This is a genomic window from Candidatus Accumulibacter sp. ACC003 (assembly GCF_907163085.1).
Classification (GTDB): domain Bacteria; phylum Pseudomonadota; class Gammaproteobacteria; order Burkholderiales; family Rhodocyclaceae; genus Accumulibacter.
Genome location: NZ_CAJQTX010000004.1, coordinates 171,777 through 195,135 on the forward strand (window position 1 = coordinate 171,777; position 23,359 = coordinate 195,135).

At 63.4% G+C, this 23,359-nt stretch carries 19 protein-coding genes; 11 read left to right on the plus strand and 8 right to left on the minus strand.

Annotated features, from left to right (window positions below):
- Positions 1-163: 163 nt before the first annotated feature.
- The 6 genes from QZ656_RS07770 (at position 164) to QZ656_RS07795 (ending at position 6,169) form a co-directional block, all read left to right on the plus strand.
- A complete protein-coding gene (locus QZ656_RS07770) occupies positions 164-1,948 on the plus strand; it encodes a type I secretion system permease/ATPase (protein ID WP_291992865.1) in 1,785 nt (594 codons plus the stop codon).
- Between the two features lie 16 nt (positions 1,949-1,964).
- The gene (locus tag QZ656_RS07775) at positions 1,965-3,353 is read left to right on the plus strand and encodes an HlyD family type I secretion periplasmic adaptor subunit (RefSeq protein WP_291992866.1); all 1,389 of its coding nucleotides are present in this window, start codon (positions 1,965-1,967) and stop codon (positions 3,351-3,353) included.
- Positions 3,354-3,355: 2 nt separating this feature from the next.
- The gene (locus tag QZ656_RS07780; protein WP_291992867.1) at positions 3,356-4,684 is read left to right on the plus strand and encodes a TolC family outer membrane protein; all 1,329 of its coding nucleotides are present in this window, start codon (positions 3,356-3,358) and stop codon (positions 4,682-4,684) included.
- Between the two features lie 226 nt (positions 4,685-4,910).
- On the plus strand, positions 4,911-5,240 hold the full coding sequence (locus QZ656_RS07785; RefSeq protein ID WP_291992868.1) for a PepSY domain-containing protein: 330 nt from the start codon (positions 4,911-4,913) through the stop codon (positions 5,238-5,240).
- A gap of 77 nt (positions 5,241-5,317) precedes the next feature.
- Positions 5,318-5,929 (plus strand): cytochrome b/b6 domain-containing protein, encoded by a 612-nt coding sequence (locus QZ656_RS07790; RefSeq protein WP_291992869.1) that lies wholly within the window; start codon positions 5,318-5,320, stop codon positions 5,927-5,929.
- 12 nt (positions 5,930-5,941) lie between these two features.
- Positions 5,942-6,169 (plus strand): Rpn family recombination-promoting nuclease/putative transposase, encoded by a 228-nt coding sequence (locus QZ656_RS07795; protein WP_291992870.1) that lies wholly within the window; start codon positions 5,942-5,944, stop codon positions 6,167-6,169.
- Between the two features lie 25 nt (positions 6,170-6,194).
- Here the strand turns inward: QZ656_RS07795 and QZ656_RS07800 are convergent, their stop codons facing one another.
- Positions 6,195-8,348 carry a helix-turn-helix domain-containing protein gene (locus tag QZ656_RS07800; RefSeq protein WP_291992871.1) on the minus strand — a complete coding sequence of 718 codons (2,154 nt, stop codon included), beginning with the start codon at positions 8,346-8,348 and terminating at the stop codon, positions 6,195-6,197.
- Between the two features lie 172 nt (positions 8,349-8,520).
- Between QZ656_RS07800 and QZ656_RS07805 the strand changes: the two genes are divergently transcribed.
- Positions 8,521-9,318: an Rpn family recombination-promoting nuclease/putative transposase gene (locus QZ656_RS07805; protein ID WP_366522138.1), complete on the plus strand. Its 798-nt coding sequence runs from the start codon at positions 8,521-8,523 to the stop codon at positions 9,316-9,318.
- Here QZ656_RS07805 and QZ656_RS07810 read toward each other — a convergent pair.
- From QZ656_RS07810 to QZ656_RS07835, 6 genes are all read right to left on the minus strand, one after another.
- Complete coding sequence (locus QZ656_RS07810; protein ID WP_291991652.1) at positions 9,260-10,117, minus strand: DUF4338 domain-containing protein; 858 nt, start codon at positions 10,115-10,117, stop codon at positions 9,260-9,262. The genes QZ656_RS07805 and QZ656_RS07810 overlap by 59 nt on opposite strands.
- On the minus strand, positions 10,114-11,826 hold the full coding sequence (locus QZ656_RS07815) for an IS66 family transposase (protein WP_291992872.1): 1,713 nt from the start codon (positions 11,824-11,826) through the stop codon (positions 10,114-10,116). Before QZ656_RS07815 ends, QZ656_RS07810 begins: the two co-directional genes overlap by 4 nt.
- Before the next feature lie 641 nt (positions 11,827-12,467).
- On the minus strand, positions 12,468-13,217 hold the full coding sequence (locus QZ656_RS07820; protein WP_291992873.1) for an ISAs1 family transposase: 750 nt from the start codon (positions 13,215-13,217) through the stop codon (positions 12,468-12,470).
- Positions 13,181-13,588: a transposase family protein gene (locus tag QZ656_RS07825; protein ID WP_291993214.1), complete on the minus strand. Its 408-nt coding sequence runs from the start codon at positions 13,586-13,588 to the stop codon at positions 13,181-13,183. The genes QZ656_RS07820 and QZ656_RS07825 overlap by 37 nt, the downstream gene beginning before the upstream one ends.
- A gap of 24 nt (positions 13,589-13,612) precedes the next feature.
- Complete coding sequence (locus tag QZ656_RS07830) at positions 13,613-15,766, minus strand: helix-turn-helix domain-containing protein (protein WP_291992874.1); 2,154 nt, start codon at positions 15,764-15,766, stop codon at positions 13,613-13,615.
- Between the two features lie 173 nt (positions 15,767-15,939).
- Positions 15,940-16,635 (minus strand): Druantia anti-phage system protein DruA, encoded by a 696-nt coding sequence (locus QZ656_RS07835; RefSeq protein WP_291992875.1) that lies wholly within the window; start codon positions 16,633-16,635, stop codon positions 15,940-15,942.
- Between the two features lie 446 nt (positions 16,636-17,081).
- On the opposite strand from QZ656_RS07835, the gene QZ656_RS07840 reads away from it, so the two are divergent.
- From QZ656_RS07840 to QZ656_RS07850, 3 genes are all read left to right on the plus strand, one after another.
- The gene (locus QZ656_RS07840) at positions 17,082-18,017 is read left to right on the plus strand and encodes an alpha/beta hydrolase (RefSeq protein WP_291992876.1); all 936 of its coding nucleotides are present in this window, start codon (positions 17,082-17,084) and stop codon (positions 18,015-18,017) included.
- 131 nt (positions 18,018-18,148) lie between these two features.
- A complete protein-coding gene (locus QZ656_RS07845; RefSeq protein WP_291992877.1) occupies positions 18,149-19,693 on the plus strand; it encodes an AMP-binding protein in 1,545 nt (514 codons plus the stop codon).
- 2 nt (positions 19,694-19,695) lie between these two features.
- Positions 19,696-20,499: an SDR family oxidoreductase gene (locus tag QZ656_RS07850; protein ID WP_291992878.1), complete on the plus strand. Its 804-nt coding sequence runs from the start codon at positions 19,696-19,698 to the stop codon at positions 20,497-20,499.
- Positions 20,500-20,565: 66 nt separating this feature from the next.
- On the opposite strand, the gene QZ656_RS07855 is transcribed toward QZ656_RS07850, so the two are convergent.
- Positions 20,566-22,392 carry an ABC transporter ATP-binding protein/permease gene (locus tag QZ656_RS07855; RefSeq protein ID WP_291992879.1) on the minus strand — a complete coding sequence of 609 codons (1,827 nt, stop codon included), beginning with the start codon at positions 22,390-22,392 and terminating at the stop codon, positions 20,566-20,568.
- A 205-nt stretch (positions 22,393-22,597) separates the two neighbouring features.
- On the opposite strand from QZ656_RS07855, the gene QZ656_RS07860 reads away from it, so the two are divergent.
- Positions 22,598-23,353 (plus strand): TetR/AcrR family transcriptional regulator, encoded by a 756-nt coding sequence (locus QZ656_RS07860; protein ID WP_291992880.1) that lies wholly within the window; start codon positions 22,598-22,600, stop codon positions 23,351-23,353.
- Positions 23,354-23,359: the final 6 nt, after the last annotated feature.

Genomic DNA, 23,359 nt, shown 5'->3' on the forward strand with positions numbered 1-23,359 from the left:
TTGAACTGGCTCATCCACACGGCTTATGTCATTATCGCGAACTCTTCTATTCGTCGATGCCGTCAGCGTGGCGCGGGCGGCGTGGCAATTTGCCGGGCCCGGCGGCAAGGCAGGTATTCCGTTCCAGTATGGATGACATCGTGACTTGGCAGGAACAGCGTGGATGACTGATCACTTGCAGCGCCCCGAACTGGCGCGGGCGCTTCTGTCTTTTCGGCGAGCGTTCATCACCGTCGGCGCTTTCAGCTTATTTACCAATCTGCTGATGCTGACGCCGTCAATCTACATGTTGCAGCTCTACGATCGCGCGCTCGGCAGTCGCAATGAGACGACGCTGATGATGTTGACGCTGATCGCCGTTGGCTTGCTGGCGCTGATGTCTTTGCTCGAGTGGATCAGAGCTATGGTCCTGGTGCGTATCGGCGCGCGTCTCGATCTCGACATCAACAGCCGCGTCTTCGACGCGACTTTCGAACGTAACCTGCGTCACGCCGGCCAGAACCCGGCGCAGGCTCTGCACGATCTGGCGTCGATGCGGCAGACGCTGACCGGCGCCGGCGTGGTTGCTCTGGCCGACGCACCGTGGATGCCGATCTACGTGCTGGTCATCTTCATGCTGCACGCGCATCTCGGAGTTTTCGCGCTGATCGGAGTGCTGTTGCTGGTGACCCTGGCGATCATCAACGAACGCGTTTCGGCAGCGCCGCTCGCTGAGGCCCAGAAACTCGGTATCGCTGCCAACGCGCAAGCCAACAGCCATCTGCGCAATGCCGAAGTGATCGAAGCGATGGGCATGCTGCCGGCGATTCGTGGCCGTTGGTTCAGTTTGCATCAGAAGTTCCTGGTGCAGCAGGCGCTGGCCAGCGATCGCGCCGGCATGCTCAACGCCATGACCCGTTTTGCACGCATCTCGCTGCAGTCGCTGGCGCTTGGCTACGGTGCCTGGTTGACCATCGCGGGCGAGATGACGGCGGGCATGATGATTGCCGGCTCGATTCTGGTCGGGCGGGCGCTGGCGCCGGTCGAGGCGCTGATCGGTAACTGGAAGCAACTCGTTTCGGCGCGTGCCGCGTATCAGCGGCTGAGCGAACTGCTGCGCGTCTTTCCGGCACGCGTGGTCGGGATGCCCTTGCCCAGGCCGCTCGGCGACGTGCTCGTCGAGAATGCCGCCACCGCCGCACCGGGAAGCAAGTTGCTGATCCTCAGGAACGTCAATTTCAAGCTCAAGGCCGGTGAGGTGGTAGCGATCATTGGCCCCAGCGCGTCCGGCAAGTCGACGCTGGCGCGTTTGCTGGTCGGGATCTGGCCAGCACTGGCCGGTTCGGTACGCCTCGACGGCTCGGAGATCTTCAAGTGGAACAAGGACGAGCTCGGTCCGTATCTGGGTTATCTGCCACAGGACATCGAGTTGTTTGACGGCAGCGTCGCCGAGAATATTGCCCGTTTCGGCAAGGTCGACGCCGACCAAGTCCTCGCCGCGGCGCAGGCGGCGGGTGTGCACGAGCTGATTCTGCTGCTGCCGAATGGCTACGACACGCCTCTGGGCGACGCCGGCAGTGCGCTCTCGGGTGGCCAGAAGCAGCGCATTGCTCTGGCGCGCGCGCTCTATGGCGATCCGGCGCTGATTGTTCTCGACGAACCAAACTCCAACCTTGACGACCTCGGCGAGGCGGCGCTCGCCGAGACCATCCGGCGCCTGAAGGCGAAAAAGCGGACCGTCGTCATCGTTACCCACCGGATGACGACGCTGGCCGTCGCCGACAGCATTCTGGTGATGAACGAGGGGACAGTGAAGGTACACTGTCCGCGCGACCAGGTGCTCGAGGCGATGCGCCCGCAGAACGCGACGAACGCCGCCGGTGCCGGACGCGCGCAGGCGGCGAACGGCTCGGCTCAGCGTATGGCAGCGACTGGTGCTCTGCCATCGGTGCCGGTTGTCGGCGCATGATTGGCGAGACTCGATAATGGCAAACAACGTTTTTCAACGCCGGCGTACGGTCGACAGTGAGGTCACCGACGTCAACCCGATCGGCAGCGGCCAGGACGGCGAAGCGGCGGCGACGCTCGATATCAACCATGCTCGCGCCTCGCGCATCGGCTGGCTGGTGCTCGCCGTCGGTTTTGGCGGCTTCATGCTCTGGGCCGCCCTGGCGCCGCTCGACCAGGGCGTGCCGAGCAGCGGCCAAGTGGTCGTCACCGGCAATCGCAAGACCGTACAGAACCTCAGCCCGGGGATGGTCGAAGCGATCCTGGTCAAGGATGGCGACGAGGTTCGTCGCGGCGACGTGCTGGTGCGGCTCGACCCGACGACCGCGCGCTCGCAGTACGAGGTGGCGTACAGCCAATGGCTGGTTGTCAAAGCCGCCGAGGCGCGCCTGCTGGCCGACGTCCAGGGGCTGTCGGAGATCGCCTTTCCCGACGAGCTGTTGAAAGAAAAGGACGATCCACGAGCGGCCAGCGCGATGGCCGTCCAGAGCCAGTTGTTGCGGTCACGGCAAGCCGGCTTGCAGGCTGAGCTGGGCGCCTTGAAAAGCACCCTGGCGGGCTTGCAGTCGTACGCCAAGGGCCTGGATGCGGCCCGTCGCGCCAAGGAAGAACAGTCGGCGCTGCTCAAGGAAGAGCTCAAAGGGCTGCGGGAACTGGCCGCCGAGGGCTATCTGGCACGCAATCGCCTGTCCGAGCAAGAGCGCCTGCTGGCGCAACTCAGCGGTGCGATTTCCGAGGATCTCGGCAATCTCGGGCGTGCGCAGCAGGGAATCGGCGAAACCAGGATGCGCATCATCGCGCGCCAGCAGGACTACCACAAGGAAGTCGAGAACGCGCTCGTCGAAGTGCAGAAGGAGGCCAGTAGTCTCGACAGTCGCATCAAGGGGCTGGCCTTCGAACTCGCCAATACCGACGTGCGCGCGCCGTCCGAGGGAATTATCGTCGGATTGACCGTGCACACCGTTGGCGGCGTGCTGGCGCAGGGGACGCCGCTGATGGACGTGGTGCCGAAGAACGAGCCGCTGCGCATCGACGTCCAGATCGCCACCACCTTGATCGACAAGGTCCGGCTGGGTCTGCCGGCCGAAATCACCTTTCCGGCGTTCAACCAGAAGACGACGCCGCAGATTCCCGGCGAGTTCATCCAGGTCGCCGCCGACGCCACGGTCGATCCGCAAGGCCGCGTGCCGCCGTTCTACCGCGGCCAGGTGGTGGTCACCGCCGAGGGCATGAAGAAGCTGAAGTTGCACGAGATCAAGGCCGGCATGCCTGCCGAAGTATTCATCAGGACCGGCGAACGGACGATGCTGAACTATCTGTTCAAGCCGCTGCACGATCGCTTCAACTCGGCGTTGACCGAGGAGTGAGCGTGCGAAATTGCTTTGCCAGGCTGGCGTGTTGCGCGCTGCTGTCGTCTTCGTCGGCGGTGTTCGCCGCCGGTCTGCTCGACGCCTATCGCGCGGCGCGGCAAAACGACCCCGCTTTCAGGGCCGCTCGCTACGAACGAGATGCCGGCCAGTATGCGGTCGACATCGGTCGTGCCGGCCTGTTGCCGACGCTTTCGATTACCGGTTCCTATGCCAAGAACGCCGGTGACCGCGAGTCTACGGTGGTCGATGTGACGCAGTCGCTCGACTACAACGACAAGCAGGCGGCGATTGTGCTACGGCAGCCCTTGTTCAACTACGACAGCTACGTGCGCTACCAGCAGGGTGGCGTCCAGGCCGCGTACAGCGATGCCGTTTTTGACCGCAAAGAGGCGGAGTTCGCCAGCAAGCTGGCCAGCGCCTATTTCGAGGTCTTGCTGGCGCAGGAAAAGCTGACCCTGACCGACGCCGAAATTGCCGCCTACGGCGCGCAGCGTGAACTCGCGCAGCGCCTGCTGCGCGGTGGCGAGGGAACGGTGACCGAGATCGCCGAGGCCGAATCGAGGCTGCAGTTCGCCCGTGCCGGTCGTGCCGAGGCGCTCGACCGCGTTGCCGTAACGAAGCGCGTCCTCGAAGGCCTCACCGGCAAACCGATGCGCGACCTGTGGGTGTTGCGCAAGGATTTCATCCCCACCGGCGTCGAGCCGCGCGGCCTTGACGAATGGACTGCGCTGGCCCAGGACAATAGTCCCGAGATTCGCTCCAGGCGCAAGGTGCTCGAGCTGTCCAGCCTGGAAGTCGACCGCAATCGTGCGGGTCACCTGCCGCAACTGGACTTTGTGGCGCGCGCCATGAAAGCCGAAAACGAGACGATTTCGACGCTCAACCAGAAGAGCTCGATCAGGACTTACGGCGTGCAGCTCAACGTGCCGCTGTTCGCCGGCGGTCGGGTGAACGCGCTCACCGAGCAGGCAGTCGCCAACCGTGGTCGCGCGCAGGCCGAGTTGGAGGTTGCCGTCAACGAGGTTCTGGTTGAGGTCGAGCGCCAGTTTCTCGCCGTCGAGACCGCGATTAGCCGGGTTGCCGCGTACAACAAGGCAGTCTCTGCCAGCCAGGTGGCCGTCACCGGGACCAAGCGCGGCATGGCGGCTGGTATTCGGACGACAACCGACGTCCTCGACGCCGAACGGCGGATGTTTGTGGCCGAGCGCGATTTGGCGCAGGCGCGCTACGAGTCCCTGGTCAATACCTTGCTGCTGAAAGCGACGGCCGGAGCCCTGTCGGAACAAGCCATCGCCGAGATCGAGGCGCTGCTGGTGCCGCCTTACTGACCGCCAGCCAGGCGCGCGACGCTGCAGCGCGCGGCTTCAATCGGTCGGCTGGCTGACGTCCACTGGGCTTGATCCGGAGTCGCCGCTAAGATTGCCTTAAGGATGCGCCGCTATAGTGGCTCTGTGCTCGCGGGTCGAGCCAGCGTTGGCGCCGGCGACGAAAGCCGAACTTCCGGGATAACCAACGCCTTCCTTATTCCGCAATTCTTGACGAGAGACCATTCGAATGAACAAGCAAGCTGCGTTTTCCGCCGCCACCCTGTTGGCGATCACCCTCACTCTGGCCGTTCCTGCGGTCGCCGCCGATAGCGCAGGCGCGGCCGTGGCAGGCGCCCCGATGACCGCTGCGGCGGCCGCGCCAGCGGCAGAGGTCACCAGGGACCAGGCCGTCGCGATGGCCTTGAAGGCGCACCCCGGCGAAGTCAGTAAAGTCTACCAGGACACCAAGAAGGGCAAGAAAACCTGGGAAGTGAAGATCAAAGGCGCCGATGGCAAGAAGTGGGAGCTGCACTACGAAATCAAGAGCGGCGCTCTGGTCTCCGAAGAAGGCAAGTAAGCGCGCCGCCATCGGCTTCGCGATCAATTGACGTAGCCGCCGGCGGCACGCCGGCTGCTACGATGGAGGCTTTGCACATGCGTTCGATCGATTCGCAACAGGTCCAGGTCTGGGACCCGCTGCTCCGCCTGTTCCACTGGACGCTGCTGGCTGCTTTCAGCGCTGCGTATTTCTCGGAAGGCGATGCCTTCGAAGCGCTCCAGGACCGTCTCAGCGGTGAGTTCATCCAGAGCGTGCACGTCTGGGCCGGCTATCTGATTGCCGGGCTATTGCTGCTTCGCCTGATGTGGGGCTTCGTGGGCCCGCGCCATGCCCGCTTCAGCGACTTTGTCCGGCGCCCGAGCACGACTCTCGCTTATCTCAAGGGCGTGCTGACGCTGCGCGCGCCACGTTACCTCGGACACAATCCCGCCGGCGGCGCGATGATCGTCGTCCTGCTGCTCAGCCTGACGGCGACCATCGTTTCGGGCCTGGCGCTTTACGGTGCCGACCAGGGACTGGGGCCGCTGGCCGGGCTGCTGGCGGCGAGCGGCGGCGCGAGCATCGATGCCATCAGGGAAACGCACGAAGCGGCGACCAACTGCACGCTGTTGCTGATCGCCGGACACCTGCTCGGCGTGCTCTGGGAAAGTCTCCTACACCGCGAGAACCTCGTCCGCGCGATGATCACCGGCCGCAAACGCGCCTGATGGCATCCGCCCATGCGCAACGATCACGACAGCGGCTACAAATTTCTCTTCTCCACCCCGGAGCTGGTGCGCGACCTGATCATCGGCTTTATTCCCGATCAGTGGCTGCACAGCCTGGACTACAGCACCCTCGAGCGGGTTCCCGGCAGCTATGTCAGCGAAGACTTTCGCTACCGCGCCGACGATATCGTCTGGCGGGTCAGGGTCGGTGGCGACTGGGTCTACCTTCAGATTTCCTGATCTCGGAGGAAACCGGGTTGGCACTTCAGACAAGAGTGAAGGTCATTCTTGCCCCGGTTTCCGGATGCGGAAAATCTTGCAGGGTGAGTTCCTCGAGGAGCGCGGCGATAGCGCGATCATGAGCTGGGCTGGCCATCCGGTGAATTTTGATGGTCAGGGTGTTGGCTAGCGCGTTCGGTTCGATGTCAGCGGAAGAAACGAACAATTCGCGAATGAGCGCACGTGCGTCGTCCTCCTTCTTCAAGTGGCGGCGCAATAGCGCCACCATGGCGGTCTCGGCCCGGTAGGCGACCATTTTCACGGTATCGCAGAGCATCTTGTTCAGCGGCGGCAGTTGGGTCGGTCGCTCGGCCTCGGGCAGACTGTCGATCGTCACCTTTCGGGGGCTTGCCTTGCGCGCCGCGCAAAGTCGCTTGAGCTCCTCCTGAACGGCCTGCAGTGCTTCGACAGACTCGGCGTTTTTCTGGATTTCGCCGCCGTCGTTCAAGGCCGTCCTGGCGATTGCGGCCTGCAGTTTTCTTTCGCTCTGGCGGGTTTGCCTGACGGCCTTGTCGAGTTCCCGCCAGCGGGGGTTAACGACCTGGTGAGTGCCGGGAAGAGAGTCGTCTCCGTACTCGATAAGCCCATCAATATCATAATGTTCCATCATGTACGCGAAGTAGTTTTCCTGGCACCAACGGGCGAACATCCGCCCAGCGATGGTGGTGTTTCCGAGTTGCCGGGCGGTCGTGATCACGGCTGTTTGATGTCCCGTCTGGGTCAGCCGACGAACTTCGCTCACGGCCAGGCTGCCATCGCCTGTGCCGAGTCGGGTTTCGCGCATGGCGAGTTTCATCCCGGTGCTGCCGCCTGCCGGCAGATGGACTTCCTGTTCCTGAAACACCTCTTCGGACCAGAGGTCCTTGACGTTCTTGCGGTAGGTCAGTGCGCCGATGCGCTGTTTCCAGAGTCTGCCGAGGAGACTCTGGGTGGCCCCTTCCCGATCGAAGACCATGACAAACCGGTGCAGGGTCGGGTCGGCGTCCAGTTCGGCCGGCGTCGGCTGTCCCGGGACAATCTCCAGCAGTTGGGGGACGATGTCCTTGAGCAGGGTCTCGGCGAGTCCGTCATTGAGCGGCTGCGAAACCACAAAGAACGGGCGACCCAGGGCATCGTTAACCCAGTAGTCGGTGGTGCCCCGCAGGCACAGGCGTTCGCGCGAGACGTAGCGCTTCGACAGCCTGGCCTGCTCGCCGTGATACACCCGAACATGACCATCGACATACAGGTAACCCGCTTCTTCTGGCTCGCTTTCCATCCAGAGCTTCGCGAGATCCCGCATCCAGGCTGCCGGGTCACCCGTCTTGGCCAGCAGATGGACCTTTTCCCGCAGGGTGCGGACTTCCGGTACCCGGTCCAGGCCGATGACTTTGCCGAGTTCTCCGGGCGAGGTTTGTCGCAGATGTTCCGGCCGCTTGATTCGCCCCAGGGCCATGAAGCCGAGGACGAGAAGGATGTGCAAGGCGCTGTAGAATCCCCGGGGCAGCTTGAGATGGCGATCCAGGCCGGTCAGTAGCCCGTTCGCGCACAAGGCCGGCAAGCCGGCCAACAGCCCCCCCATCGCCACATCGTGGCTCGCTTCGAAGCGCGTCGTCGCACCGGTCGCCAATCCCAGCGCCGTTTGGATCCGCTCGTCGGCGCGCGTGCAGGCGGTGCCCATCCCCGCGGCGGCTTCCGCATCCGCCCGGCTGCGCTCACTCTTGGTGCTCGCCGCTTCCAACTCCCCTGCCTCTTGCGGCAAGGCGGCCAACTGCGGCACGCCCTGGCGCCGGATCGCCTTGCGCAGCGTCGACTCCTGGACGCCCACCTGCCGTGCCACTTCGGCAGGACGCTTTCCCTCGCTCAACAGCCGCGCGCATTCGGCACTCTTGTCCGGCGTCATGATCCGCGGCCGGCTCGCCGCCGCCGGTCGAAAGAAAGACGATGGCCCGGCTTTGCGGCTTTGTCCCACCCAGTTCATCAGCGTGCGGTGCGGGATGCACAGCGGTGGCCTTTCCAGTTCGACCGCCTTGACGTGCCCGTTCTCCATCAGGCTGGTCAGAGCGAACCTGCGGCCAGCGTCGTCTCCTACGGGGTGCGAGAAGTAATTGTCTCCCCCAACAAAGTAGATCGCTTGGCCATCCTTCTCCAGAATCGCCAACCCTTCTCCCACTTTCTGCGCACCATCCGGAAACCCTGGAAGCCACGATTGCCTCAACGTCTGCTCCTCCTTGCACTCCTAGCGAAGCTTGGTTTATGCCATAAGAAAATCATGGCCGTCAAAATAAAGTGCCACGTGCAATTCCGGAATTCTATCTACATTCCCGGCCGGGATCAGGAAATCTGACCTTTATCTGCTGCTCGAATTCCAGAGCAGCGTCGACCGCTACATGGCGCTGCGCATGATGGTCTATGTCGGGCTGCTCTATCAGGACCTTATCAAGCGGGGCGAGGTTCTCGCCGACGGTCGCCTGCCGCCGGTCCTGCCGATTGTTCTCTACAACGGCAGCCAGCGCTGGACGGCGTCAAACGACGTTTTTGAATTGATTCCGCCGGTTCCGGGGCTGGTCGATCAGTTCAAGCCCCGCTTGAAGTACCTGCTGATCGACGAAAACGCCTATACCGACGACGAACTGGCCTCGCTCAATAACCTGGTCGCGGCCGTCTTCCGCATCGAACACCCGCCGTCGCCGGCCGCCATCGGCGTCCTGCTCGGTCTGCTCGACGAGTGGCTGGTCGACCGGCCCGACCTGCGTCGGATGTTTGCCCTCTGGATTCGGGCCACATTGATGCGCAAGGCGGAATATCGTATCGTGTTGCCTCAGATCGACGATTTACAGGAGCTGAATGTCATGTTGGCCGAACGACTCGAACAATGGGCGCACGCCTACAAGGCCGAAGGAAAAGCCGAGGGAAAAGCCGAGGGTGAAGCGCTGGCCTTGCAGAAGCTCCTCCAGAGGCGTTTTGGTACCGTACCGTCGCCGGTTCTGGCAATGATCTCTGCGGCGTCCCTTGAACAGGTCGTAAGTATTCGGCCAACCCGTAGTGAGCCAGCGCCGTTGGCGAGGCCGGTTAGCGGCAGAGGATTGATCGGAAGGCTCTGTGAAGGGGATAGAGCCAGATATCCTTGATCGGGAGGATGGGCTTGCTGGTGGGGCACTTCTTGCCTCGGCCGGCGGTTTGGCCGACCTTGATCCAGTTGGCGGCCTGGTAGCAGGTGCCGCGATGGCGGGGGGTCTCGACGAAGGTTTCGAGCAGCACGGGGCGGTAACCGTAGCGCGCCAGCCAGTCCTTGGGCAGTTGCCGCTGCATGAGCGAGAGGATCTTGGAGGCCAGGCCCTTGCACTGGATCCAGGGCAGGATCAGAAAGCGGGCATTGTTCACCACCAGTTGCAGGTTCCTTTGTCGCTGCTCATCGTGCCAACCGATGAATTGCTCGCGCGCGGCGAGTTTCCAGGCGCTGGCGGCGAAGCTGAGCAAGGCGACGAGTGTCTCGCCGGCGAAGACGAAGTATCGGCTCTGACTGCCGGCCATGGGCGTGTGGCCGAGATAGTGGTAACGAGCGATGTACTCGTTCCACAGACGCGAGTTCGCCGAACCGACGACCTGTCGCACCGAGAGAGGCGGCAGTTCATGCACCGGCTGAGTGAGCAAGGGTTGTGGATCGGTGGCGTGCGTGGGCCGATACTCGGGTTGGCGAGGAGCGGTCCGTCGTGCAGCCGGCAGGGTGAGCAGGCCGTCGGCTTGCATGCGCAGCATGGCCACCCGGCAGGTCATATCCTTCAGCTCACCATTGGGCTTGCGCCAGTCGAAGAGCTCGCACACCTGACGCGAGAGTTGTGCGCGGCTGGCGCCGGGAGGGGCCTCGATCAGGCCGCGGATCGTCTGCAGTTCGTCGGCGGTAAAGTGGCGCCCGCAATAAGGCTTCACGAGCTATCGATGGAAGGTGTCTGATTGACCGGGATGGCACGCATCTGGGCCAGACGATCGGTCGCCATCGCCCAGGGCAGAAAGGCGCTCAAGTCCGCTGGTGGCTGGTTGCCGTTGGCGGCGCAGGCTTCCAGATAAGCCGTCAGCCAGATGCGCGGGTTGATTCCCCACAAGCGCAGCGTCAGCAGCAAGCTGAACATCGTCGCGGCGAGTGCGCCGGACCAGAGACTGCCCGACCCATAGAAGTTCTTGCGTGCGACCACCGGCGTGCGCTGTGCGCGCTCGGCGGCATTATTGTCCATCGCCACCTCGGGGCGGTCGACAAAGACGGTCAGGCCGGACCAATGTTTGCGCATGCTTCGCAGCACCTTGCTCGCCGGCATTTTGAGCGCCGGGTTCGCCAGTTCGCTTTCCCGTTGACTGGCCATTTGCGTGATCGCCTGCCGCAAGGCGCGGTCGCGTTCGGCCCACTGTACTGGGTCGCTACGGACTTCCAGGCGCCGTCCATTCAAGTGGTAGAGCTGAGCGATCTGCTCGACCCAGGCCAGTGCCCAGTCCGCGAGCTCCGGATGGGCGTTGGCCAGTTCCAGGAAATCACGCCGCTGATGTGCCCAGCAGAAAGCCAGAATGAAGTGGTCAAGGACTCGCGCGAGCTTCTTGTAGGCCGAATAGCGATCACAGATGATGACTCCTCCGGCGCTACCGGAGAGCTCCCGGATCGGCACCGCCGCCGAGCGGCTCGGGTCGAGCACGAAGTGGATGACCGATGGGCCGTGGAACACCCAGAAATACCAGCGATGTCCGACCTTCCCTTCGGTCTCGGCAAAAACCCGCCAGCGAGTCTCGTCCGCGTGCCACTGTTTCTCGCGACGCAGTCGGCCAAGCAGTGCTTCTTCAAGCGGCTCGAACAGCGGCGCCAAGGCACGAAGTCCGCCGGCCACCGTTCCTGCCGAAAGCCTCAGTTGGTGGTCGGACCAGTCTCGTAGAAGCCGATGCGTCGGCTGACCGTACAAGAACTTCGACAGCAGCAAGTGCACCCAAATCGACACGCCGTACTTTCCACGCGGGATCAATCGTGCCGGCGGTGGCGCGGTCAGAATGCCGCGGGCGCCCGGGCACTGACAGGTCCGCCGGTAGCGCCGCCGGCAGATCTTCCGGCGGTAGGCTTTGACCTCGATCTCGAGAACTTCACTGTCTTCTGTGCCGGGAAAGTCGACGTAGCTCAGACCACAGTCCGGGCAATGCGGGCAGTCGATGTCGATGACCTCGATCTGCGTCGGCAAGTGGCTTTCCGGATTCCGCCCGTGACCCGTTGCTCCCGGTTGATGACCTCGACCCCGCGACGACTTCTGGTCTGCTGCCGGGTTCTTCTCGGCTCCCGAAGAGCGTTCTGACTTGCGACCAAACAGGCGTTTTTGCAGATCGCGGATCCGGCCCTGGGCCTGCTCGAGCTCGCTACGCAAGGCCGCCTCACGCGCCGCCGCTTGCTCCGCCGCACGCGCCATTTCCACCCGATGAGCGGCCTCCGATTCCGCCAAACGGACCAGCGCTTGCCGATGTTGGCTGCGCCAGAAGTTGGCCTCCCAACGGAGCTTGATTTCCTGCTCCTTGGTCAACGTCACCAACACCTCGGCGAACGGCGCCACTTGGCGGTGACTTGCCGCCGATCCTCCGCAGATAATGTCCGTAGCCGTGCCCATGCGCCGCATGGTGCCGGATTTCCGCTGCTGTGTCCAGTTCAGATCTCCGGGCTGCCCGCCAATCGCTGACGGAAGCTCGCCCACCAAAAAAACCGGGGCTACGGGTTCACCGAATACTTACAACAGGTCGACCTTTGGCTCGATCAAGTATTTGACGCGGCAAGCCTCGACGACATCTTCGGGCCAAACGGCTCCTGAAACGGTGCAAAAGAAGGCGTCTCCTTGAGTAGCGCTTGATCGCAGCCGCGATCAGCCCGCTTGCTGTCGGTCGCTGCAAAAAGAGCGTGCAACGCGCTTCGCGGCTTCCGCAGCCCCACTGGAGACAAGCCAGAAGCGCAGCGGAAAGCATGGCGATAGCCTCCTTCGAGAGCCTTGTCATTCCCTGGATTGCTTCGCTGCGCTCGCCATGACGGCGACGCGGCCGCCAGCGCCGTCACTGCGAGGAGCCCAGCGACGCGGCAGTCCACGCACCGGCGGCGCACAACGTTTAGATGGCCTTGTACTGCAGCTCGGTGTGCAAGCAGCACCGCCAGCTCCTGCGGACGCAACACGATTGGCGGCCTGGACTTCGCGTGCTGCCTACCGGAAATTCGTCCATTCGCCATTCACGAATAGCCATTCGCCACGGTAAATTTGTTCTCGTGCCGGGATCAAGGTGATACGTGGCCTGTAGAATTTTTGGTCATGCGCAGGTAGTCGAAGACCAATCGGATGTTGCGGTTGAGGTGGCGCATTTTTTCGGAAATGCTGGTTTTGCCGTCGGAGAAGTGGTGCAGGATTCCGACGGCAAAGCGGCGCAGGCGTGACATGTTCTCGGGTCCGTAACCAGTCCGAATACGGCTACGGTCCTCGTCGTAGTTCCAGTCGATGACGTAGTGACAGCGGTTCTCTATCGACCAATGGCCGCGATTGATGGCGAGGATTTGCTGTGGGCTGGCCTGTTCTGGAGGGCGACTGGTGATCCCGAGAGCGATTTCGTGCGTCCGCTTGCCGCTCTTCTTGTGCAGCACTTCGCGCTCGATCAAGAACACCTGGCCGACATGCGGGAAGTCGAGATAGGCGTTGAGGGCATTGCTGCACCAAATACGCCGAGTCTCGATCCGACCATGGTCAGGTGGCGAAACCGCCATGAAGTCTGCCCCCTTCCGATCCTGGAAGAGGAGCGCGATATCGGCTTGCAGTGTTGGCTGATTGCCTTTGACCGTGAAGTGATAGTGCGCCTTGCGCTCCACCAGGTAGGTCGCCAGCTTGCGCTGTGTCAGTAGCGCGTCGGCGGTGATGTCCTTGCCCTGAATATCGATCGCATCGAGCAGGGGTATGAACATCCCGATTTCATTGGTCTGCTTGAGCTCGTCCCCGCCATTTACGGGCAAGGTGCCGACTTTTTTTGGGTGTGGCACACGCCGGTCTGATGCCCGACCACACTCATGATGTGCGTTTGCTGACCGTGCTCGTCATGGGCATTGCGCATGGTCTTGCCGTCGACCGCCAGACTGGGGTCGTCTTGAGCATAGGCCTTGTTCCACTGCTGACACGCTTGGTCGAGTGCCGTGGGATCGACGCGGATCAGGACGTCACGAATGATGAACTCGCTGGGTACGCGGTAAACGCCCTTCTCGCGACGACAGCGGAAACGCTCGCGTGCTTTCGGTGTGAGGTCTTTGGCCCACCCGGCGATGGCTTTGTAGCCCTGCATTCCGCACAACGCCGCCGCCGTGGCGATGGCCAGCACGGCCGGCAGGGGATGGCGTCTTCCTTCAGATTTCCTGATCTCGGAGGAAACCGGGTTGGCACTTCAGACAAGAGTGAAGGTCATTCTTGCCCCGGTTTCCGGATGCGGAAAATCTTGCAGGGTGAGTTTCTCGAGGAGCGCGGCGATAGCGCGATCATGAGCTGGGCTGGCCATCCGGTGAATTTTGATGGTCAGGGTGTTGGCTAGCGCGTTCGGTTCGATGTCAGCGGAAGAAACGAACAATTCGCGAATGAGCGCACGTGCGTCGTCCTCCTTCTTCAAGTGGCGGCGCAATAGCGCCACCATGGCGGTCTCGGCCCGGTAGGCGACCATTTTCACGGTATCGCAGAGCATCTTGTTCAGCGGCGGCAGTTGGGTCGGTCGCTCGGCCTCGGGCAGACTGTCGATCGTCACCTTTCGGGGGCTTGCCTTGCGCGCCGCGCAAAGTCGCTTGAGCTCCTCCTGAACGGCCTGCAGTGCTTCGACAGACTCGGCGTTTTTCTGGATTTCGCCGCCGTCGTTCAAGGCCGTCCTGGCGATTGCGGCCTGCAGTTTTCTTTCGCTCTGGCGGGTTTGCCTGACGGCCTTGTCGAGTTCCCGCCAGCGGGGGTTAACGACCTGGTGAGTGCCGGGAAGAGATTCGTCTCCGTACTCGATAAGCCCATCAATATCATAATGTTCCATCATGTACGCGAAGTAGTTTTCCTGGCACCAACGGGCGAACATCCGCCCAGCGATGGTGGTGTTTCCGAGTTGCCGGGCGGTCGTGATCACGGCTGTTTGATGTCCCGTCTGGGTCAGCCGACGAACTTCGCTCACGGCCAGGCTGCCATCGCCTGTGCCGAGTCGGGTTTCGCGCATGGCGAGTTTCATCCCGGTGCTGCCGCCTGCCGGCAGATGGACTTCCTGTTCCTGAAACACCTCTTCGGACCAGAGGTCCTTGACGTTCTTGCGGTAGGTCAGTGCGCCGATGCGCTGTTTCCAGAGTCTGCCGAGGAGACTCTGGGTGGCCCCTTCCCGATCGAAGACCATGACAAACCGGTGCAGGGTCGGGTCGGCGTCCAGTTCGGCCGGCGTCGGCTGTCCCGGGACAATCTCCAGCAGTTGGGGGACGATGTCCTTGAGCAGGGTCTCGGCGAGTCCGTCATTGAGCGGCTGCGAAACCACAAAGAACGGGCGACCCAGGGCATCGTTAACCCAGTAGTCGGTGGTGCCCCGCAGGCACAGGCGTTCGCGCGAGACGTAGCGCTTCGACAGCCTGGCCTGCTCGCCGTGATACACCCGAACATGACCATCGACATACAGGTAACCCGCTTCTTCTGGCTCGCTTTCCATCCAGAGCTTCGCGAGATCCCGCATCCAGGCTGCCGGGTCACCCGTCTTGGCCAGCAGATGGACCTTTTCCCGCAGGGTGCGGACTTCCGGTACCCGGTCCAGGCCGATGACTTTGCCGAGTTCTCCGGGCGAGGTTTGTCGCAGATGTTCCGGCCGCTTGATTCGCCCCAGGGCCATGAAGCCGAGGACGAGAAGGATGTGCAAGGCGCTGTAGAATCCCCGGGGCAGCTTGAGATGGCGATCCAGGCCGGTCAGTAGCCCGTTCGCGCACAAGGCCGGCAAGCCGGCCAACAGCCCCCCCATCGCCACATCGTGGCTCGCTTCGAAGCGCGTCGTCGCACCGGTCGCCAATCCCAGCGCCGTTTGGATCCGCTCGTCGGCGCGCGTGCAGGCGGTGCCCATCCCCGCGGCGGCTTCCGCATCCGCCCGGCTGCGCTCACTCTTGGTGCTCGCCGCTTCCAATTCCCCTGCCTCTTGCGGCAAGGCGGCCAACTGCGGCACGCCCTGGCGCCGGATCGCCTTGCGCAGCGTCGACTCCTGGACGCCCACCTGCCGTGCCACTTCGGCAGGACGCTTTCCCTCGCTCAACAGCCGCGCGCATTCGGCACTCTTGTCCGGCGTCATGATCCGCGGCCGGCTCGCCGCCGCCGGTCGAAAGAAAGACGATGGCCCGGCTTTGCGGCTTTGTCCCACCCAGTTCATCAGCGTGCGGTGCGGGATGCACAGCGGTGGCCTTTCCAGTTCGACCGCCTTGACGTGCCCGTTCTCCATCAGGCTGGTCAGAGCGAACCTGCGGCCAGCGTCGTCTCCTACGGGGTGCGAGAAGTAATTGTCTCCCCCAACAAAGTAGATCGCTTGGCCATCCTTCTCCAGAATCGCCAACCCTTCTCCCACTTTCTGCGCACCATCCGGAAACCCTGGAAGCCACGATTGCCTCAACGTCTGCTCCTCCTTGCACTCCTAGCGAAGCTTGGTTTATGCCATAAGAAAATCATGGCCGTCAAAATAAAGTGCCACGTGCAATTCCGGAATTCTACCTACATTCCCGGCCGGGATCAGGAAATCTGTCCTTGCGCGCGCCGCGGGTCGGCGATGCCGGTAAAGAAATCGGGAAGCGTGCGCATCTGTTCGGCGGTGAGCATCATCCTGGGCGCTCCTGTGCGATAGCGGGGGTTGAGTATCGAGCGGGAAAGTTGGCCGCGAGCGTCCGCCTGCAAGGGGCGAACAAAGACAACTTTGGGCGACGTCGGGTGGGCGCTGTAGCCTTCTCGGGTGCGGCGAAAGCCTTGCGTCAGCCCCAGAGGCGTCCAGTTCGCGGCGCGATAGACGGTCCCCTGGAAGCGCGAGGGGTCCACAAAGGTCTCCAGCAGTAACAGCGGCTTCCCGAAATGCGCCTGCCAATCCTCGGCGACCCGTCGCTCGCACAGCGAGAGCACCTTGGAGCCGAGATTGGGGTAATGCCAATCGGGAAGGATCAGAAAGCGACTGTTGTTGGCGACCAGGCCCAAGCGATCGTACTGATGCCGATAGTCCCAGCCGATCCAGCGGTCACGAACGCCGCATTTCCAGGCCGCCGCAGAGAAACTCAGCAGGGCCGTCCACTTTTCGCCGTAGGTGGCCACGTACCAAAGCGTGTGCCCGATCTTCGCAAGGTCGCCCAGGTAGTGATGCTCTGCCATCAACTCCCGATAGCGAGCCTCTTCGCTCTTGCCCACCAAGCGAACACGCAATGCACCAAGAACGCTTTCCATGCGCCATTTATACGGACTTCCGGCGCAGATGTCCAGGGGGAAGAACTAACTGCTTGATTGCCCGTGCGTTGCCTGAGAGGACAAATCCACCCTGAGCCATTCGCGACCGGGATTGACTTCGCTTGCCGCTTGCGGGGATACTCCCCAAGGTACCGTCGAAGCCCCGCTGCCAGCCCGGCCGCGCCTTTCAGAGGCGTGAATCCGCACAGGAGTAGGGATCTCCCCGGCCCGTAGTGGGCGTTGGGGCGGTGCCGCGGCGGTCTCTGGTGGCCAAGGGGGCAAACGCCAGTCGCCGCGGGAGCATGCACCTACCGCGACCGTCATGGTACGTACCGCGTGCTACTCCGCAAGAGGCGACAGCCAGACTCGGCTGCTTGTTGGTGCTGGCCAGTGGTTTGCCCCGGCGTGTTTTCGATCCACAAACTGAACGAAATCGGGGCTCAATCATGGCAATACTCAAGCAATTCGACGAACTGGTGGTGACGTCGCGGCCCGGGCAAGCGGGCGGCGCGCGTCTGCACGAGATGCGCGAGAAAAGCGTTCGCTGTCTCGGTCCGCATGGTCTACACCGGATGGCCTACAGCGAATGGGGCGACCCGGCCAATAGCCGCGTCCTGGTCTGCGTGCACGGCCTGACGCGTAACGGCCGCGACTTCGACGTCCTGGCCAACGCGCTGGCCAGCGATTACCGCGTGATCTGTCCGGACATCGTCGGCCGTGGCCTGAGCGATCGCTTGTATTTTCCCGACGACTACGCCTTGCCGACCTACGCCAACGACATTGTCACGCTGATCGCGCGCCTCGGTGTCGAGTCGGTGCACTGGCTGGGAACGTCGATGGGCGGCCTGATCGGCATGTTCCTGGCCAGCCTGCCCGGTTCGCCGATCAGCCGTATGGTGCTCAACGACGTTGGGCCGCTGATCGCTCTGGATGCCCTGCAAAGGATTGGCGAATACCTCGGCAAGGCGCCGGATTTCGCCAATCTCGACGAGGCCGAAGCCTACGTGCGGACGGTCTGTGCGCCTTTCGGAGCGCTGACCGACATGCAGTGGCGGTTCATGACCGTCGTCGGCACGCGCGCGAAGGTTGATGGCGGCTTCGAGATGAACTACGACCGCCAGATCGCGCTGCCGTACCAGAAGGCTTTCCTCGACGCCAAGGAGATCAGCCTGTGGCCGATGTACGACGCCATCCGCTGCCCGACGATGGTTCTGCGCGGCGCACAATCGGACATTCTGCTGCACGACACGGCCGTCGAGATGACGACCCGCGGACCGCAGGCGAAGCTCGTCGAAGTGCCGGCGGTCGGGCACGCGCCGATGTTCCTTGACGAGCCGCAGGTCCGCGCTGTGCAGGACTTTCTGCTCGCCGATCGCGGCTGAGTAGCGCGGCTTGCCGTGCGGATCGCTTTGCCGACCGGCAGCGGCGCCGTGCGCCTGCCGCAATTCATGCAATTCGTGCAATTCATGCAATTCGTGCAATTCGTGCAATTCGTGAAACGCGCCTCGCCACGATGAACCTGGCGCAGCTCCTTGCCCGCAGCGCCCGGGTTTTCCCCGGGCGCGCCGCGGTCGCGCTCGGCGCGCGCGAGGTCTACTCGTACGGCGAACTATTCCACCGCGTCGCGGCGATCGCCGGCGCGTTGCGCAGCGCTGTCGGTGGCTGCGGTCTGCAGCCCGGCGATCGGGTGGCGCTGTTCATGGCCAATTGCCCGGAGTACCTCGAGCTGCTCTACGGCATCTGGCACGCTGGCCTGGTGGCGGTGCCGATCAACAACAAACTGCATCCGCGCGAAGTTGCGTTCATTCTCGAGAGTTCGGCCGCGTCGCTGCTCTTCGTCGCTGGCGACCGAAGCGCAGCGGCGCCGATGTGGAGCGACAGTACGCCAGGCCTGCGTGTCGTTTCCGTCGACGAGCCGGCGTACCGGCAGCTCGCCAGCGTCGCCCCGATCGACGTCGTCGCGCGGGCGCCCGACGACCTGGCGTGGCTGTTCTACACTTCCGGGACGACCGGGCGGCCGAAGGGCGTGATGCTCTCGCAGCGCAACCTGCTGGCGATGACGCTCTGTTATTTCACCGACGTCGACCAGGCCACTGGCGCCGACAGCATCGTCTATGCGGCGCCGATGTCGCACGGCGCCGGCATGTACAACTTTGCGCATGTGCTGGTCGGCGCTCGCCACGTCGTTCCCGAGTCGGGCGGTTTCGACGTCGCCGAGATCATGGCGCTGTCGCGGCACTACCGCCAGGTCTCGCTGTTCGCCGCGCCGACGATGGTGCACCGGCTGGTCGAGCACGTTGCCGAACACGGCGTCGATTGCAGTGGCATCAAGACCCTCGTCTACGGCGGTGGCCCGATGTATCTCGAGGACATTCGGCGCGCGCTCGCGGTTCTCGGTGACCGGCTGGTGCAAATCTACGGCCAGGGCGAGAGCCCGATGACGATCACCGCGCTGGCGCGGCAGCACCTCGCCGATCGCGCACACCCGCGCTATCGCCAACGGCTGCTGTCGGTCGGCGTCGCGCACAGCGTCGTCGAGGTCATGGTCGCTGCGGCCGACGGCCAGCCGCTGCCCGTCGGCAGCGCTGGCGAGGTCCTGGTGCGCGGCGAAACGGTGATGCTGGGTTATTGGCGCGACGCCGAGGCGACCGCGGCGACGCTGCGCGACGGCTGGCTGCATACCGGCGACGTCGGCGTTCTCGATGACGATGGCTTCCTGACTCTGAAGGACCGCTCCAAGGACGTGATCATCAGCGGCGGCGCCAACATTTATCCGCGCGAGGTTGAGGAAGTTCTGCTGCGGCACGCCGCGGTCGCCGAGGTTTCGGTGGTCGGTCGGCCGAGTGCCGAGTGGGGCGAGGACGTCGTCGCTTTCGTCGTCTGCCGGCCGGCGATGCTGGCGGCAAACGCCGAGCTCGATCAACTGTGCCTGGAATCGATTGCGCGCTTCAAGCGCCCGGAGGACTATATTTTTGTCGCGGCGCTGCCCAAGAACAACTACGGCAAGGTGCTCAAGAGCGAGCTGCGACGTCACTGGAAGGTAATCGGGGAGGATTGAAGATGGGCGGACGCTTGCAGGACAAGGTGGCCATCGTCACCGGCAGCGGTTCGGTTGGGCCGGGCTGGGGCAACGGCAAGGCGATGTCGGTGCTCTTCGCGCGCGAGGGCGCGCAGGTGGTCGGCGCCGATATCGACGGCGCGGCGGCGGCGGCGACGCAACAAGTGATCAGCGACGAAGGCGGTCACAGCATTGCCGTCGTCGCCGACGTGACGCTGGCCGCCGACGTCGAGCGGCTGGTCGCGACCACGCTCGACACCTACGGACGCATCGACATCCTGGTCAACAACGTCGGCATCGCGATCGTTGGTGGCCCGGCAGAACTCGACGAGGCGACCTGGGATCGTCTGATGTCGGTCAACGTCAAGAGCGCCTACCTGACGTGTCATCACGTCTTGCCGGTGATGATCCGCCAGCACGCCGGGGCAATCGTTAACAACGCCTCGGTCGCCGTACGCGGCTGGGCCGGCGTCAACTATGGCTTCTATGCGGCGAGCAAAGGGGCGATGGTGGCGATGACGCGGACCATGGCCATCCGGCACGCGCCCGACGGCATCCGCGCCAACTGCGTCCTGCCCGGGCTGATGAATACGCCATTGGTGCATGCCGCACTGACGCGTGTTTATGGCGACGAGGGCGATATCGCCAACCTGATCCGCACGCGCGACGCGCAGTGCCCGATGGGGCACATGGGCGACGCCTGGGATACCGCCTACGCGGCGCTGTTCCTGGCCTCCGACGAGGCCAAGTACATTACCGCCACCGAGTTGCTGGTCGATGGCGGGCTGTCGGCACGCTTCGCGTGACAGCGAGTTTGCCGAGGCGGTGATGGCGTTTTCGCGCTTGCCTGGCCCGCCGATCCTCGGCGCTGCTCAGCTGGCGTCGGCGGTCGGGCTATCGCCGAGAGCGTCTTCCTGCTGCTGCAGCAGCCACATCTGCGCGTAGAGCCCGGCGGCCTCGAGTAGCTGCTGGTGCGAGCCGCGTTCGACGATGCGGCCGGCGTCCATCACCAGAATCTGGTCGGCGTTCATGATCGTCGACAGGCGGTGCGCGATGACCAGCGTCGTACGGCCGCGCGCCGCGTTGTCGAGGCTGCCCTGGATCGCTTTTTCGGTTTTCGAGTCGAGCGCCGACGTGGCTTCGTCGAAAATCAGCAGCGGCGGGTTTTTCAACAGCGCGCGGGCGATCGCCACGCGCTGCTTTTCGCCGCCCGAGAGTTTCAGGCCACGTTCGCCAACCCGCGTTTCATAGCCATCGGGAAGCAGTTCGATGAAGCGTGTAAGCTGCGCGGCTGCCGCCGCCGCCAGCACCTCTTCGCGGCTGGCGTCGGGGCGACCGTACTGAATGTTGTAGAAGATGCTGTCGTTGAACAGCACGGTGTCCTGCGGAACGATGCCGATCGCGGCCCGCAGGCTCGCCTGCGTCAATTGGCGAAGGTCGCTGCCGTTGACCAGGATATGGCCGCTGTCGATGTCGTAGAAGCGGTAGAGCAGGCGTGCCAGCGTCGACTTCCCCGACCCGGACTCGCCGACGATGGCGACGCTGCCGCCGGCCGGAACGCTGAAGTCGACCTCGTGCAGGATCTGGCGCTTCTTTTCGTAGGAAAAATCTACCCCGGCAAAGCGGATGTACACCGGTCCTGCGGCGAGTTCAACGGCGTTCGGTGCGTCGGCAACTTCGCGGTTGACGGCCAGGAGGTCGAACATGCGCTCGATGTCGGTCAGCGCCTGGCGGATTTCGCGGTACACCACGCCGAGGAAGTTGAGCGGCATGTAGAGCTGAATCAGGAAAGCGTTGACCAGCACCAGGTCGCCGATGGTCATCGTGCCGTCGACGACGCCACTTGCGGCGCGCCACATCATCGCCGTGACGCCCAGCGCGATACTCAGTTGCTGGCCGAGATTGAGCCACGACAGCGAGATCCGGCTTTTCGTCGCCGCGTCTTCCCACTCGGCCATGCGCTGATCGTAGCGCCTGGCCTCGTAGTCCTCGTTGTTGAAATACTTCACCGTTTCGTAGTTGATCAGGCTGTCGATGGCGCGTGTGTTGGCCGCCGAATCGGTCTCGTTGACCTTGCGGCGGATGCTGATTCGCCAGTCGCTGACCTTGACGGTGAACACGATGTAGGTCGCCAGCGACGCCAGCGCGATGAGGACGAAGACGCTGTCGTAGCGAGCAAAGAGGATCGCCAGGACGAGGCCGATTTCGATCAGCGTCGGCAGGATCGAATAAAGCGTGTAGCTGATCAGATTGGCGATCGCGCGGCTGCCACGTTCGATGTCCCGCGAAACGCCACCGGTCTCACGATGCAGATGGAAGCGCAGCGACAGTTCGTGCAGGTGGCGAAAGACATCGAGGGCAATCCGGCGCACGGCACGCTGGGTGACGCGGGCGAAGAGGATCTCGCGCAGTTCGGTGAACAGCGCGCTGGAGAAGCGCAGCGCCCCGTAGAGCAGGAGTAGCAGTGCTGGCAAGCTCAGCGCCTGCTGCGTGCTGCTCAGGGCGTCGATCATCTCCTTGAAAACCAGCGGTACGCCGACCGTCGCCAGTTTGGCGGCGACCAGGCACGAGAGCGCCAGAAGCACCCGCCACTTGTACTGCCAGAGATAGGGAACGAGCTTGTTAACGGTCAGCCAGAGATGCGCGTCGGCAGGCGGACGCTGGTCGATGGCCGGGGCGGCGGTGGTGGAACGGCGCATGGGGGTGATGGCGGGCGGTGGTTTTCGAGCGCTCGAGTATGCCCTCTCTTGGCGTGCGCGGTCTCGATGACGATAGCCAAAGGTCGAAAAAAGCCTTGCCTTCGTCGTACTCTGCCCCTAACATTAAAACGAACGTTTGAACGATAACCACCTCCCGGCTTGTCCTGGACTTCTCGAGCCGCAACATTCGTGGCCCCTTGATCACATGCCCGACCAGAAAAACAATTACGACACCCGCGAACGCATCCTCGATGTCGCCGAGCGACTGTTCATGGAAAACGGCTACGAAGGGACGTCGATGCGCGTCGTTACCAGTGCCGCCGAAGTGAACCTGGCGGCGGTCAACTACCACTTTGGATCCAAGGAGGCGCTGCTCTGCGCCGTTTTCCGGCGCCGCCTGGGCTGGTTGAACGGCGAGCGTTTGCGCGCCCTCGACGTCCTCGAGGAGCAGGCTGGCGAGACGTCGCCGAAGCCTTCGCAGATCCTCGAAGCCTTTTTCGGCACCTTGCTGCGAATGGGCGAGGATCAGTCGCTGGGCGGCATGACCTTCTTGCGTCTGCTCGGCCGAACGCTGACCGAGCCGGCCGGATTCATTCGCACCTTCTTTGCCAGCGAGTACGCGGAAGTGATCGCTCGTTACAAGCAGGCGCTCTTCCGCGCGCTGCCCGACGTCCCGAAAGCGGAGATCGTCTGGCGGCTGCATTTCATGCTCGGCGCCATGTCGTACGCCATCGCCGGAACCGATGTCCTGCAGGTGGTTACCGGCTGCGAGCTCGGCGACCTCGCCGGCGAAAGCTCCGACGTTGATGCCGACGATGACTCGGCGCTCGCCCGGCGCCTTTCGCAGCGGCTGATGCCCTTCCTGCTTGGCGGTTTGCGGGCCCCTTTGTCGTTGACCACGCCGTCACTCACTGCCAGCCCCGCGTCGGCCAGCGACGGCGACCTGCAACCTGAAATCTGAAATAGG

What these genes read in the sequence shown, in the direction of transcription:
- QZ656_RS07845 (WP_291992877.1), top strand. Translation starts at nt 18,149, where the DNA reads ATGAACCTGGCGCAGCTCCTTGCCCGCAGCGCCCGGGTTTTCCCCGGG.
- QZ656_RS07775 (WP_291992866.1), top strand. Translation starts at nt 1,965, where the DNA reads ATGGCAAACAACGTTTTTCAACGCCGGCGTACGGTCGACAGTGAGGTC.
- QZ656_RS07850 (WP_291992878.1), top strand. Translation starts at nt 19,696, where the DNA reads ATGGGCGGACGCTTGCAGGACAAGGTGGCCATCGTCACCGGCAGCGGT.
- QZ656_RS07795 (WP_291992870.1), top strand. Translation starts at nt 5,942, where the DNA reads ATGCGCAACGATCACGACAGCGGCTACAAATTTCTCTTCTCCACCCCG.
- QZ656_RS07855 (WP_291992879.1), bottom strand. Translation starts at nt 22,392, where the DNA reads ATGCGCCGTTCCACCACCGCCGCCCCGGCCATCGACCAGCGTCCGCCT.
- QZ656_RS07860 (WP_291992880.1), top strand. Translation starts at nt 22,598, where the DNA reads ATGCCCGACCAGAAAAACAATTACGACACCCGCGAACGCATCCTCGAT.
- QZ656_RS07785 (WP_291992868.1), top strand. Translation starts at nt 4,911, where the DNA reads ATGAACAAGCAAGCTGCGTTTTCCGCCGCCACCCTGTTGGCGATCACC.
- QZ656_RS07840 (WP_291992876.1), top strand. Translation starts at nt 17,082, where the DNA reads ATGGCAATACTCAAGCAATTCGACGAACTGGTGGTGACGTCGCGGCCC.
- QZ656_RS07835 (WP_291992875.1), bottom strand. Translation starts at nt 16,635, where the DNA reads ATGGAAAGCGTTCTTGGTGCATTGCGTGTTCGCTTGGTGGGCAAGAGC.
- QZ656_RS07770 (WP_291992865.1), top strand. Translation starts at nt 164, where the DNA reads ATGACTGATCACTTGCAGCGCCCCGAACTGGCGCGGGCGCTTCTGTCT.
- QZ656_RS07815 (WP_291992872.1), bottom strand. Translation starts at nt 11,826, where the DNA reads ATGCGGCGCATGGGCACGGCTACGGACATTATCTGCGGAGGATCGGCG.
- QZ656_RS07790 (WP_291992869.1), top strand. Translation starts at nt 5,318, where the DNA reads ATGCGTTCGATCGATTCGCAACAGGTCCAGGTCTGGGACCCGCTGCTC.